The following is a 13367-nucleotide window of genomic DNA, read 5'->3' on the forward strand; positions in this document are numbered from 1 at the left end:
GCGTCGCACCCTAGCAGCGCTCGCCCGGCGGCTAAACCGGTTGAATGCGGCCGGTCCGGTACCCCAGACTCGCCCGATGCGCATCGAACGCGGCGAATACGAGCTCGACGACGATCCGGCCCGCCTGGACCGACACGCGATCTGGGCCTTCCTCTCCACCGAGGCGTACTGGGCGCGCTGGCGTTCGCGGTCCGATGTGGACGCGCAGATCACGGCTGCCTGGCGGGTGGTCGGCGTCTACGAGCGCGCGAGCGGGGCCACGGTCGGGTTCGCCCGCGCGATCTCGGACGGGGTGGCGCTCGCCTATCTGGCCGATGTGTTCATCGCGAAACCGGCGCGGGGCAACGGACTCGGTGTCGCCCTCGTGGACGCGATGATCGAGCGCGGTCCCGGTGACCGGTTCCGCTGGCTGCTGCACACCGACGATGCGCACGGGCTGTACGCGAAGTTCGGTTTCGCCGAGCCGGACCGCACCTATCGGGAACGGCCGCGGCAGTGCCCGCCGTCTACCTGCTGACCGGGATCAGCGCGGCGGGCAAGTCGACGGTGGCCGAGGCGCTCGCGCACCGGTTCCCGCGCGGGGTCCATGTGCGCGGGGACGCGTTCCGCCGCTGGATCGTGCGTGGCCGGGTGGACATGGCACCCGGCGCCGACGGCGAGGCGGTGGACCAGCTGCGGCTGCGCTATCGGCTGCTCGCCGGCGCCTGCGATGCCTACTGGGCGGCCGGATTCACCGTGGTGGCCCAGGATGTGGTGCTCGGCCCGCACCTGGCCGAGACGGCGGCGCTGATCACGGCCCGGCCGCTGCACGTGATCGTGCTCGATCCGGACCCCGAGGTCGTCGCCCGGCGGGAGAGCGCGCGGGCGAAGAGCGCCTATGCCGAGCACACGATCGGGGCGCTGGCCGCCGTGCTGCGCACCGAGACCCCGAGGATCGGGCACTGGCTGGACACCTCGCGGCTGTCCGTGACGCGGACGGTCGAGGAGGTGCTGCGAGTGACGGGTTCCTGATCAGCCGCCGCGTGGGGCGGGTACGTGTTCGGGGGCGGTCTCGTAGCGGACGAAGCGCCTGCGGAACCGCCCGGTGCCCGCGGTCATGGAGCGCAGTTCGGTCGCATACCGCACCAGTTCGCCCGCCGGGATCTCGGCGGTGATCACCGTCTGCCCGGCCTCCCCCGGCTCGGTGCCGAGCACGCGCGCCCGCCGGGAGGACAGGTCGCCGAGGATCGTGCCGAGGTAGTCCTCGCCCACGGTGATCGTGACCTCGTCCAGGGGTTCGAGCGCGGTGATGCCCGCGGTCTCGGCGGCCGCTTTGAGCGCGAGCGCACCGGCGGTCTGGAAGGCCGCGTCCGAGGAGTCCACGCTGTGCGCCTTGCCGTCCACCAGGGTCACCCGGATGTCGACCAGCGGTGCACCCGCGATCCCGGTCTCCATCTGGGCGCGCACTCCCTTCTCCACGCTCGGCACGAACTGGCGCGGCACCGCCCCGCCGACGACCCGGTCCAGGAATTCGAAACCGGCTCCGCGTTCCAGTGGCTGCACCTCGATATCGCAGACCGCGTACTGGCCGTGCCCGCCGGACTGCTTGACATGCTTGCCGTGCCCGCCGGCCGCGGCGGCGAAGGTCTCCCTGGTGGCCACCCGCACCGGTTCGGTCTCCACCTCGGCGCCGCCCGAACGCAGCCTGCCGAGCACCACATCCGCGTGCGATTCCCCCATGCACCACAGCACCAGCTGATGGGTCTCGGCATTGCGCTCCAGGCGCAGCGTCGGATCGCTTGCCGCGAGCCGGGAAAGGTTGCGCGCCAAGGCGTCCTCATCGCTGCGGGTCTTGGCGCCCACGGCGACCGGGAGCAGTGGTTCGGGCATCGGCCACGGCGCCATGCGGATGGGGTCCTCGGGCGCGGAGACGGTGTCCCCGGTCTCCGCGCTGGCCACCTTGGTCAGCGCGCACAGATCCCCGGCGACGCAGTACGGGATCTCGGTGAGGTGCGCCCCGAACGGGCTGTAGATGTGCGTGACCCGTTCGTCGACGTCGTGGTCGGAGTGCCCGCGCTCGGCGAGGCCGTGCCCGCAGACGTGCACCGCGCCGTCCGGGCGCAGTGTCCCGGAGAACACCCGCACCAGGGAGACCCGGCCGACGTAGGCGTCCACCGTGGTGTGCACGACCTCGGCAGTCAGCGGCCCGGACGGATCGGCCGCGACCGGCTGGTGCATCGCCCCTTCCGGATCGGTCACCTCGGGAAGCGGATGCTCGAGCGGGGAGGGGAATCCCCTGGTGAGCAGGTCGAGCAGGACCTCGATGCCCGCTCCGGTGGCCGCGCAGGCGCCGAGCACCGGATAGAAGGAACCGCGCGCGATCGCCTTCTCCAGATCGGCGACCAACAGCTCGTGGTCCACCGGCGCGCCGTCCAGGTACCGGTCCATCAGGGTCTGGTCCTCGCTCTGCTCGATGATCGCCTCGATCAGTCCCGCGCGCGCCTCGCCGAATTCCGCGCGCTCCTCGGTGAGCAGGTCCACCAGGTTCTCCCCGTCCAGCAGGTGCAGCGCGGTCGTCCCGCCGAAGGCGCGGGCACACGCCTCGAGCTGGCCGGCGAAGTCCGCGCGCGGGTGATCCAGCCGGGCGAGCACGACCGCGCGCGGCATCCCCACCTCGGCGCACTCCTGCCACAGCGCCGCCGTCGCCTCGTCGAAGCCCTCACCGGCACCGACCACGAACAGCGCGGCGTCCGCGGCCCGCAGTCCGGCGCGCAGTTCCCCGGTGAAGTCGGCATAGCCGGGTGTATCGATCAGGTTGACCTTGACGTCCTCGTGGTGCAGCGAGGCCACCGCGAGTCCGACCGAATGCTGCTGGCGTACCGCGGCCGGATCGTGGTCACAGACCGTGGTCCCGTCCGGGACCGAACCCAGTCTCGGTACCGCCCCCTTTGCCGCGAGCAGCGCCTCCACGAGCGTGGTCTTGCCTGCCCCGGAGGGACCGACCAGCACCACGTTCCGTATCCGCCCCGGATCGTCGACCGCGGCGCCCAACTGGGCGGCCGCCGCACCGCCGTTCTTCGTACCCATTGCCGCACCTTTCGCTGACGTCGTTGTCCGCGACTACTACTGTGCTCCCGCCGGGGCGATCGGCCAAGAGGTCGGCGCCGGTTCACCCCTTCCGTTCGGCGGCCAGGTGCTCGCTTCCGACGATGTGCCGGTAGGTGAGCGCGCTCGCGGTCTTGCCGTCCCGCGCCCGCAGTGCGGCGAGGATCTCGGCGTGCTGCGCGGCGGATTCGGCGTGCGGGCGGACCACCTTCGGCCCGTCCGGCATGGACTGCCACAACAGCCGCATCAGCGAGGTGAGCATCGGGCTGCGCGCCGCCGAGTAGATGTGGAAGTGGAAATCCCGGTTGAGCCCGCCGTAGCGCGGATCGTCGTCGGTGAGACCGGCGATCTCGGCGTTGATCCGTTCGATCTCGGCGAGTTCCACCTCGGTGACCCGTTCGGCGGCCAGCTCCGCGCCGAGGGATTCCAGTGCGGCCCGGATCAGATAGTTCTCCTCGGTGGCGTCCAGCGCGGACTCGGCGACCGTGGCCCCGCGGTGCGTGTCGGAACGCACCAGCCCCTCGGATTCCAGGCGGCGCAGGGCTTCGCGTACCGGGGTCTGGCTCACGTTCAGCCGCCCGGCGAGATCACGCTGGCGCAGCGGCTGGCCCGCGGTGAGCTCCCCGGTCAGGATCAGCTCCCGCAGCATGCTTGTGACCAGTTCGGATTTAGAAGTGTACTGCGGTTGCACGTTTTCCTCCCGTTTCCCGCTCGTCGAGCACCCGTCCCCTGGTCTCCGGCCCGAAGCAGGCCAGCCAGCCGAGTGCGAGCAGCACGAACGCGCCGGTGACGATGAAGGTAACGGTCAGCCCGAGCACCGGCCAGAGCAGGCTGCCGAACACGAGCGGAACCACGGCCGCTGTCACCCTGCTCGCCGCGGACGCCCAGCCGAAACCGGTACCGCGCAGGCTGGTCGGGTACAGCTCGGGCACGTAGCACTGCATCGCGGGGATGGTGAACTCGATCGCGAATCCGAAGCCGATCAGCCAGGGCAGCGCCGGGCCCTCGGCGGTGAACGCGACGGCGAACCCGACCAGCGCGAAGGCCGCGAGCACCCCGCTGACCAGGATCACCGGTTTGCGGCCGAGCACATCCACCAGCCAGGCGGACAGCGCGGTGCCCGCGATCCCGACCGCGGTCATGGCCGTGGCGCCGAGGAACGCCGCGACGGTGCCCGCCCCGTTGCGGGACAGCAGGCTCGGCAGCCAGGTGATCGTGCCGTAGTACTCCAGCAGCACCGCGACGAACAGCAGCCAGGCCGCGAGGGTGAGCTTCCAGTCGAATCGCCAGATCGCGGTGAACCGGGCGAGCATGCCGCGCACGCTTTCCGTGACACGGCCGGGATTCGGCGCGACCCGCCACGGACCGGGGTTCGCGCCCGTCGCGCGCACCAGGCCCTCGATCACCGTACTCGCCTCGCGCGCGCGTCCCTTGTGCGCCAGGAACAGCGGGGATTCCGGGACCCCGCGGCGCACGAAGAACACCAGCAGCGCGGGCACCACCATCAGCGCCAGCAGCACCCGCCAGCTGACCACGGTGACCAGGGCGCTGCTGACCAGTCCGCACAGGCTCGCCCCGATCGGCCACCACAGGTTCAGCGCGGTGAGCACCCTGCCGCGCACCGCGCGCGGGGTGAATTCGGCGACCATCGCGTAGTCCACCGGGACACAGCCACCGAGCGCGAGCCCGGCGAGGAACCGGGTCACCAGCAGGATCGGGTAGTTCGGGGCGAGTGCGCCCAGTCCGGAGCACAGCGCGAAACCGAGCAGGGTGAGGCTGAACGCGCGTTTGCGGCCGATCCCGTCGGCGAGGCTGCCCCAGCCGAAGGCGCCGATCGCCATGCCCGCGAATCCGGCGGTGGCGAACAGGCCGAGTTCGGTCGCCCCGAGCCGCCACTGCCGTTCGAGCAGCGGGAGCAGATAGCCGGTGAGCGAGACATCCCAGGCGTCGAAACCGAACCCGAGCCCGCCGAGCAGGAAGACCTTGCCCTGCACCCGCCAGCGCCACGGCAGGTCCGCGACCACCTGTTCACCGGTGCGCATCGGCCAGCTCCACGATCCGCGCCGGGGTCAGCGGCAGTCCGCCCAGATCCTCCGGCACCCCGAGGGCATCGCGCACCGCGTTGGCGATCGCCCCGCCTGCCGCGGTGATCCCGCCCTCGCCCGCTCCCTTGGCGCCGAGCGGATTGTCCGGGGATGGTGCATCCTCGGTGATCAGCGTCTGTACCCGGTCCGGGACCTCCTCGGCGGTGGGCAGCAGATAGTCCATGAAGGTGGTCGCCTGCGGCTGGCCCGCCTCATCGTAGTGGAACTGCTCGTACAGCGCCCCGCCGATGCCCTGCGCGACCCCGCCGAGCAGCTGCCCCTCGACCAGGTCCGGGTTGATCGCCCTGCCCACCTCGTAGGCGACCAGATAGCGCAGCACCCGCACCGCACCGGTTCCGGTGTCCACCTCCACCAGCGCCACGTGCATGCCGTACGGATAGGTCATGTGATCCACGGTGAACCGCCTGCGCGCGGCCAGCCCCGGCTCGATAGCGTCCCGCCCGGCCTCGGCTGCCACATCGGCCAGCGTCACCGAACGCTCCGGAAACCCGGGCACAGCAAGGGTTCCCGCCTCCAGGAGCAGTTCCTCGGGTGCGCAGCCGAGCAGTGTGGCGGCGATCCCGCGGGCCTTGGCGGCGACCGCGTCGGCGGCGAGGCGCACCGCGGAACCGGCGACCACGGTGGACCGGCTCGCCCAGGAGCCCAGTCCGAACGGCTGCAGATCGGTGTCCCCGTTGATCACCGTGACCGCGGTGTCCGGCAGCGACAGCCGTTCCGCGGCGATCTGGGCGAGCACGGTCTCCACGCCCTGCCCGAGCGAGGTCGCCCCGGAGTGCACGGTGACCCGGCCGGAGGGGTGCAGCAGCACATCGGCCGTCTCGTGCGGGCCGAGGCCGCTCTTCTCCAGGAAGTAGGCGAATCCGTAGCCGCTGACCCGGCCCTCGGCGCGCAGTCGGTCCCGTTCCGCTTGCCAGGGCTCGGTGTGCGCGAGGGCGTTCTCCAGCAGTCCCGGGTAGTCGCCCGCGTCCAGCACCATCTCGGTGTTCAGCGCGGAATAGGGCCGCCGGTGCGGGATCTCCCCTGCGCGCAACAGATTCCGCCTGCGCAGCTCGGCGCGGTCGATGCCGATCCGGTCCGCGGCGACGTCGAAGAGGTGTTCACGGGCGAAGGTGCCCTCATAACGGCCCGGTCCCCGATAGGTGCCGCACGGGGTCTTGTTGGTCAGCGCGACCGCGATGCGCGCGTGGAACGCGGGAATGCGATAGGGACCGGGAAGCATGGTCACGGTCAGCTCCGGGACCATGAAGCCGTGCGTGCGCAGATAAGCGCCGTTGTCGTGACACACCTCGTCGGTGAGCGCGAGCAGCACCCCTTCGGCGTCGAAGGCCGCGGCGATCCGGTGTTCCTGTTGCCGCGAATGATTCAGCGCGACCAGGTTCTCCGCGCGGTCCTCGGTCCAGGTGACCGGCGCGCGCAACCGGGTGGCCAGCAGCGCGACGATCGCGTCCTCGGGGTAGAACTCCCCGCGCGCGCCGAATCCACCTCCGGTGTCCATGGCGTGCAGGTGGATCCGTTCCTCGGGCAGTCCGAGCATGCGCGCGAGCACACCCCGGTTGAACACCGGGACCTTGGTGGCGCCCCAGATCTCGAGCTTCCCGGTGCCCGCCTCGTATTCCGCGGTGAGCCCGCGCGGTTCCAGTGGCACCGCGGCATGCCGGCCCACCTCCAGGCGGGCACGCACCACGTGCGCCGCGCCCGCGAAGGCCGCGTCCACTCCGCCGTAGCCGATCTCGATCGTGCCGACCGGTGCGCATTCCCGGGCATCGAGGACCGCGGGCAGCTCCGCGTACTCCACGCGCACCAATTCGGCGGCGTCCTCCGCGGTGTAGGCGTCCTCGGCGACCACCGCGGCGACCGGCTGGCCGACATAGCGCACGGAATCGGCCGGCAGCACCGGTTGCAGCGCCGAGGCGGGCTCATCCCCGCGCGGCAGGCGGATCGGGATCGGGCCGAGCTCCGCGCAGTCCGCCCCGGTCAGTACCGTGTGCACGCCCGGTGTGCCGAGCGCCTCGCGAGCGTCGATCGCCTCGATCCGCGCGTGTGCCACCGGTGCGCGCACCATGCGCACGTGCAGCGCGCCCGCCCGGCGTACATCGTCGGCGAACCGGCCGCGCCCGGTGAGCAGCCGGGTGTCCTCGTGCCGCCCGACCCGCGCCCCGACGCCGGTCTGTCGTCCCGCGAGGACCGTCATGGCCGCGAGGTCCCTGTGTCCGCGGCCCCCGCCCGTTTTCCGGCCACATCCTCGATCGCGTCCACGATGCCCTGATATCCGGTGCAACGGCACAGGTTCGAGGCGACGACCTCGCGGATCTCCGCCCTCGTCGGCGCGGGATTCTCCGCGAGGAACGCCTCGGCGAGCATCAGGAATCCCGGGGTGCAGAAACCGCACTGCAGCCCGTGGTGTTCGGCGAAGGCCCGCTGCAGATCGGAGAGTTCCCCGCCGTCGGCGAGCCCCTCGACCGTGCGCACCTCGCGGCCGTCGGCCTGCACGCCGAACACCAGGCAGCCGCGCGCGGGCACGCCGTCCACGAGTACCGTGCACGCCCCGCAGATGCCGTGCTCACAGCCCAGATGGGTGCCGGTGTAGCCGAGCTCGCGCAGCAGATCGGCCAGGGTGTGCCGGGATTCGGTCAGCACCTCGTGTTCGGTGCCGTTGACGGTGATCGTGATCAGGTGCGGATCGTGCATGCGCCCTCCAGTGCTCGCTGGATCGTCTCGGCCCGGATGGGGATCTCGCTGATCCGCACCCCGGTGTGCGACAGCGCATCGTTCACCGCGTTCAGCACCGCGGCCGGCGCGCCGATCGTGCCGCCCTCCCCCATTCCTTTCGCCCCGGTCTCGTTGAACAGGCACGGGGTCTCCAGGTGGTGGATCTCGATGTCCGGGATCTCTTGCGCGGTCGGGGCGAGGTAGTCCATCAGGCTCGCCACCTCCGGCTGGCCGCTTTCCTCGTAGTGCAGCCGTTCGTAGAGCGCGGCCCCGATTCCCTGCGCCACCCCGCCACGCACCTGACCGTCCACAATGGAGGGATTGAGCACGGTTCCGCAGTCCTCGACCACCACATAGCGCGGGATGCGCACCGCGCCGGTTTCCGGATCGAGTTCCACCACGACCCCGTGCGTGGCATTGGAGAAAGTGCCCGAACCGGAGACGTCGAAACCGGCCTGCACCTCGAGACCGAACTCCACTCCCTTCGGTAACCGGTGTGCCTGGAAATGACTCAACCGGGCCAGATCGGCGAGTGTGATGGAGTTGTCCCTACCTAGCGCTTTTCCGTCGGAGAGCTCGATCTCCTCCTCGGTGACCTCGAGCAGGTGCGCGGCGATCCGCCGGATGCGGTCGGCGAGCCGGTCCGCGGCCGACCGCACCGCGCTGCCGCCGATCATCGCCGAGCGGCTGCCGAAGGTCCCCCAGCCGTACGGGGTGGCTTCGGTGTCCCCCTGCCGCACCCGCACCTGGTCCGGGTGCAGCCCGAGCCGGTCCGCGGTCACCTGGGCGAGCGTGGTCTCGTGTCCCTGGCCGTGTGCGGAGGTCCCGGTGATCACGGTGACCGTGCCGCTGGGGTCCATTCGCGCGTTCGCGATCTCGTAGCCGGGGGTGAACTCCATCTTCCTGGCCGCGAACGCCTCGGTGCCGTATCCGGTGCGCTCGTTGAAACAGGCGAACCCGATACCGCGCAGCGGCCCGCGTTCCTCGCCCGCGAGCAGCTCCGCGCAGCGATCCAGGGATTCGGTGTAGGAACCGGGATCGTAGGTGATCCCGTTGACCCCGGTGTAGGGGAACTCGGTGATCAGGTTCCGCCTGCGCACCTCGACCGGATCGATGCCGAGCACTCGCCCGGCCTCGGTCATCAGCCCTTCCATGACCGCGACGATCTGCGGGCGGCTCACCCCGCGGTAGGGCGCGGTCGGCGGCTTGTTCGTGGCGATTCCGCGCGCCCGCGCCCGATAGCGCGGCACCCGGTAGGCCCCGGGCAGTTCGGTCGCGGCCATCAGCGGTTCCACCCCGCTGGTGAACGGGAAAACCGAGTACGCCCCGACATCGCAGCGGATGTCCGCGTCCAGGGCCAGCAACCGGCCCTGCTCGTCGAACGCGGCCCGCACCAGGTGCCGCTGCTCGTGCCCGTGGAAGCTCGCGGTCAGATTCTCCACCCGGTCCTCGGACCAGGCGATCGCACGTCCGGTGCGGTACGCGGCCGCGGCGACCGCGATCTCCTCGCGCCCGACCACGCATTTGAGCCCGAACCCGCCGCCCACGTCCGGGGCGAGCACCCGGACCTGTCGTTCGGGCAGCCACAGGGACTCGGCGATCGCGGTGCGCACCTGGTGCGGCACCTGGGTGGAAACCGTGACCACCAGCTGTTCATCGCGCTCATCCCATTCGGCGAGGCAGGCCCGCCCTTCCATGGGCAGCGCGGCCACCCGGGCGCTGCGGAATTCCAGCTCCACGGTGTACGCGTCCGCGAAGACCCGGTCGATGTCCGGATCCTCGAACGGGAACACGTCCAGGAAGGTGTTCGCGGTGAGCCCCTCGTGGATGGGTTCCCCGGCCAGCGCCGCGCACATCGAGGCCAGCGCCTCCAGCGGTTCCTGGGCCACCGCGATCAGCTCGGCCCCGTCCTCGGCGGTATAGGCGTCCTCGGCGAGCACGATCGCGAACGGTTCCCCGGCGTAGCGGACCCGGTCGCGGGCCAGCACCGGCATCGGGGTGGAGACGAACTCCGGGCGGTGCAGCGTGGCGAGAACATCGGCACAGCCGAGGGATTCGGCATCGAAGACCGCGTGCACCGCGCGCGTGTCCGGTGCGCGCACCGCCCCGATCCGGGCCGCGGCGACGGGGCTGCGCGCGAAGGCCGCGTGCAGCAATCCAGTGCGGCGCACATCCGCGGTGAACCGGCCGCGCCCGCGCAGCAGCCGGTGATCCTCCTTGCGCGCCAAGGCTTTGCCGACCCAGGTCATGCCTCGCCTCCTCGCCCGGTGCGCTGCTGGCTCGACGGCACTCGCTGCGATGCTTCCGTACTCCTCGCCTTCGGGTTCATGCGCCGGCCTCGAGGCAGGCGCGGCGCAGCAGGGTCGCGGTGAGGGTGCGGCGGTATCCGGCGCTCGCGTGGATGTCCTCCGGTGGTTCGAGTTCGGCAACCCCGGCCCGCGCCGCCTCGGCGAACGCCCGCTCGGTCAGTTCCGCTCCCGCCAGCGCCTGCTCCACCGCGGGCAGCCGCTGCGCCGCCGAGCCGACCCCGCCTGCAGCGACCCGGGCCGCGCGGCAGTGTCCGCCCTCGGTCTCCAGCGCCACCGCGACCACCACGAGCCCGAAATCCCCTTGACGTTGCGCGAATTCGGTGAGCGCGGCCCGCGGGGCCGGGCTCGGGAACACCACCTCGGTGATCAGCTCGCCGGGTTCGGCCGCGGTGCTCAGGAATCCGTGGAAGAACTCCGCGGCGGGCACCGTGCGCTGCCCGCGCGGGCCGCGCAGCACGATCCGCGCGTCCAGCAGCACCGCGAGCACGCACCATTCGGCGGTCGCGTCCCCGTGCGCGAGGCTGCCGCCGATGGTGCCCCGCGAGCGGATCGGATAGTGCCCGATCCAGCGCGCGGCCCGGGAGAGCACTCCGAACCCACCGGGCAGCGTGGCCGTCTCCACCGTCCGGTGCGTGGTCAGCGCGCCGATTCGCAGCCCGTCCCCGACCGGGCGCAGATAACGGAGTTCGTCGAGCCGGGCGAGGTCGATGAGCGCACTCGGGCGGGCGAGCCGGAAATTCATCATCGGCACCAGACTCTGCCCTCCGGCAAGGGGTTTCGCGTCCTCACCGAGTTCGCCGAGCAGTTCCAGCGCATGCTCCAGATCGTGGGCCCGGTGATACTCGTAGCTCGCTGGCTTCACAAGTATATGGTATACCATTTTTCATGATGGATGTGTCCCGGCTCACCGAGACCGACGGCGGACTCGCCAGGATGCACGGTGCCACTGCTGCTACCCGCAAGGATCATCCCGCCGTGCGGCTGCCGGACGAGAACGGCCGGTTCACCACGCTCAGCCACGGGGAACTCGACCACCGGAGCGCCCGGGTCGCCGGGTGGTTCCACGCCCAGGGCATCTCGAAGGGCGAACGGGTCCTGTTGTGCGCACCCAATTCCACCGTGTTCGTGCTCGCCTATCTCGCGCTGCACCGGATCGGCGCGGTCATCGTGCTGGCGAACCCGGCCTACACCGACGCGGAACTGCGGCACCTGTACATCGACAGCGGGGCCCGAGCGGCGATCCTGCCGGACGACCGCGAACTCGACACCCCGCTGTGGGTCAGCGCCGAACAGGCACTCCCGGCAGGTGATCCGGTGCCTGCGGTGTGGGCCGGGCCGGACGACCCCGCCGTACTCGCGTACACCTCCGGCACCACGGGAATCCCCAAGGGTGTCGTGCTCACCCAGGCGAACCTGTACTCCTCGATCCGCGCAGTGCTGGCGGCCTGGCGGTGGTCGGCCAGGGATGTGCTCGTGCACGCGCTGCCGCTCTCGCACCAGCACGGGCTCGGCGGGCTACACGCGACCCTGCTCGCCGGGTCCACCGCGGTGCTGCTCCCCCACTTCGATCCGGCCGAGTTCACCGCGCACGTCGTCGAGTCCCGGGCGACGGTGCTGTTCGGGGTGCCCGCGATCTACCGGCGCCTGCTCGCCGAGCCGGATCAACTGACCACGCTCGCCCGGGTCCGCCCCCGCCTGGTGGTCTCCGGGTCGGCCCCGTTGGACGCCGCGGACTGCGTGGCACTCGGCGAGGTGTTCGGCCAGATCCCGCTGGAGCGCTACGGCACCACGGAAAGCGGGCTGAACGTGGCGAATCCGTATGCGGGCGAACGCTGTCCGGGCACCGTCGGGCTTCCGCTGCCCGGGGTGCGGCTGCGGCTGCTCGAGGACTCCGAGATCGCGGTCGCCGGTCCGCAGGTGTTCCCCCGGTACTGGAACCGCCCGGAGACGAGCGAAGAGGCGTTCACCGAGGACGGTTTCTTCCGCACCGGCGATCTCGGCGAGTTCGATCGGCACTCCGGTCATCTGCGGATCAGCGGGCGGAAGAAGGAATTGATCATCAGCGGCGGGCTCAACGTCTACCCGCGCGAGGTCGAGCTCGCCATCGAGGCGCATCCGGATGTCGCCGAGGCCGGGGTCGCCGGGGTGGCCTCGGCGCGCTGGGGCGAGGAGGTCACCGCCTGGGTCGTGCCGCGCCCGGGAACCCGGCCGGACGAGGCCGGACTGCTCGCGCACGTGGCGGCGAGGCTCGCCAAATACAAGTGCCCGAAACACATCCATCTCGTGCCGGACCTGCCGCGCAACAGCATGGGCAAGCTGATGCGGCGGGCGCTCGGCGCGAAGAACCAGTGAAGGAGCAGGAATGGATCTCGGACTGTCCGGCAAGGTCGCACTGATCACCGGGGCGAGCAAGGGAATCGGGCTGGAGACGGCCCGGCTGCTCGCCGCGGAGGGCTGCGATCTCGCGCTCACCGCGCGCACCGCGGCCGATCTGGAACGTGCCGCCTCGGATGTCGCCGCCGCGAGCGGGCGCCGGGTGCTCCCGCTGACCGGGGACATGAGCGTCACCGAGGACGTGGAATCCTGCGTGCGCGCGGCGATCGCCGAGTTCGGGCACATCGACATCCTCGTCACCTGCGCGGGAAGCTCGCCGGGCGGGCTGCTCGAGGATCTGGGCGACGAGGACTGGCTGGCCAGTCTTTCGCTGAAGTTCCTCGGCTATGTGCGTTCGGTGCGCGCGGTCGTCGGGCACATGCGCGAGCGCGGCGAGGGCAGCATCGTGCTCGTGGTCGGCAACGACGGGCTCAAGCAGAGCTACTGGGAACTGACCGCGGGTGCGGCGAACGCGGCCGACATCAACTTCGCCTCCTCGATCGCCGAGCAGTACGCCCCGCACGGAATCCGGGTGAACACGGTCAATCCCGGCCCGGTCGCCACGGATCGCTGGGACGGGCTCGAAACAGCGCTCGCCAGGGACAAGGGCATCGACAAGGACCAGGCCCACCGGCTCGCGCTGCGCTCCCTGCCGCTGAACCGGATCTGCACACCGGCCGAGGTGGCGAACGTGGTGGCGTTCACCGCCTCCCCGCGCGCAAGCTATCTGGTCGGGGCGAACATTCCGGTGGACGGCGCCCAGCGCAAGGCGATCATGGATACCTGA

At 71.1% G+C, this 13367-nt stretch carries 11 protein-coding genes; 4 read left to right on the plus strand and 7 right to left on the minus strand.

The features are described from left to right. Window positions 1-76: 76 nt before the first annotated feature. Window positions 77-517 carry a GNAT family N-acetyltransferase gene (locus A37U_RS0101625; RefSeq protein WP_020494857.1) on the plus strand — a complete coding sequence of 147 codons (441 nt, stop codon included), beginning with the start codon at window positions 77-79 and terminating at the stop codon, window positions 515-517. Beyond that, window positions 496-1011, plus strand: a complete 516-nt coding sequence (locus tag A37U_RS0101630) for an AAA family ATPase (RefSeq protein ID WP_020494858.1) — start codon at window positions 496-498, stop codon at window positions 1009-1011. The genes A37U_RS0101625 and A37U_RS0101630 overlap by 22 nt, the downstream gene beginning before the upstream one ends. Here A37U_RS0101630 and A37U_RS0101635 read toward each other — a convergent pair whose 3' ends face one another. The 7 genes from A37U_RS0101635 to A37U_RS0101665 all read right to left on the minus strand — a co-directional run bounded on the left by A37U_RS0101635 (window position 1012) and on the right by A37U_RS0101665 (window position 11069). Next, a complete protein-coding gene (locus tag A37U_RS0101635; RefSeq protein WP_020494859.1) occupies window positions 1012-3066 on the minus strand; it encodes an elongation factor G-like protein EF-G2 in 2055 nt (684 codons plus the stop codon). It lies immediately after the preceding gene. Window positions 3067-3148: 82 nt separating this feature from the next. After that, entirely contained in the window at window positions 3149-3733 is a 585-nt protein-coding gene (locus A37U_RS0101640; protein WP_020494860.1) for a GntR family transcriptional regulator, read from the minus strand. A gap of 19 nt (window positions 3734-3752) precedes the next feature. After that, complete coding sequence (locus A37U_RS0101645) at window positions 3753-5126, minus strand: MFS transporter (RefSeq protein ID WP_020494861.1); 1374 nt, start codon at window positions 5124-5126, stop codon at window positions 3753-3755. Then, a complete protein-coding gene (locus A37U_RS0101650; RefSeq protein ID WP_020494862.1) occupies window positions 5113-7380 on the minus strand; it encodes a xanthine dehydrogenase family protein molybdopterin-binding subunit in 2268 nt (755 codons plus the stop codon). The genes A37U_RS0101645 and A37U_RS0101650 overlap by 14 nt, the downstream gene beginning before the upstream one ends. Beyond that, entirely contained in the window at window positions 7377-7877 is a 501-nt protein-coding gene (locus tag A37U_RS0101655; RefSeq protein ID WP_020494863.1) for a (2Fe-2S)-binding protein, read from the minus strand. Before A37U_RS0101655 ends, A37U_RS0101650 begins: the two co-directional genes overlap by 4 nt. Next, the gene (locus A37U_RS0101660) at window positions 7859-10147 is read right to left on the minus strand and encodes a xanthine dehydrogenase family protein molybdopterin-binding subunit (protein ID WP_020494864.1); all 2289 of its coding nucleotides are present in this window, start codon (window positions 10145-10147) and stop codon (window positions 7859-7861) included. The genes A37U_RS0101655 and A37U_RS0101660 overlap by 19 nt, the downstream gene beginning before the upstream one ends. A 76-nt stretch (window positions 10148-10223) precedes the next feature. After that, on the minus strand, window positions 10224-11069 hold the full coding sequence (locus A37U_RS0101665) for an FAD binding domain-containing protein (RefSeq protein ID WP_020494865.1): 846 nt from the start codon (window positions 11067-11069) through the stop codon (window positions 10224-10226). 23 nt (window positions 11070-11092) lie between these two features. On the opposite strand from A37U_RS0101665, the gene A37U_RS0101670 reads away from it, so the two are divergent. Beyond that, complete coding sequence (locus A37U_RS0101670) at window positions 11093-12559, plus strand: class I adenylate-forming enzyme family protein (RefSeq protein WP_020494866.1); 1467 nt, start codon at window positions 11093-11095, stop codon at window positions 12557-12559. Between the two features lie 10 nt (window positions 12560-12569). Next, complete coding sequence (locus A37U_RS0101675; protein ID WP_020494867.1) at window positions 12570-13367, plus strand: SDR family NAD(P)-dependent oxidoreductase; 798 nt, start codon at window positions 12570-12572, stop codon at window positions 13365-13367.

It is taken from the genome of Sciscionella marina DSM 45152 (genome assembly GCF_000379465.1).
Taxonomy (GTDB): domain Bacteria; phylum Actinomycetota; class Actinomycetes; order Mycobacteriales; family Pseudonocardiaceae; genus Sciscionella; species Sciscionella marina.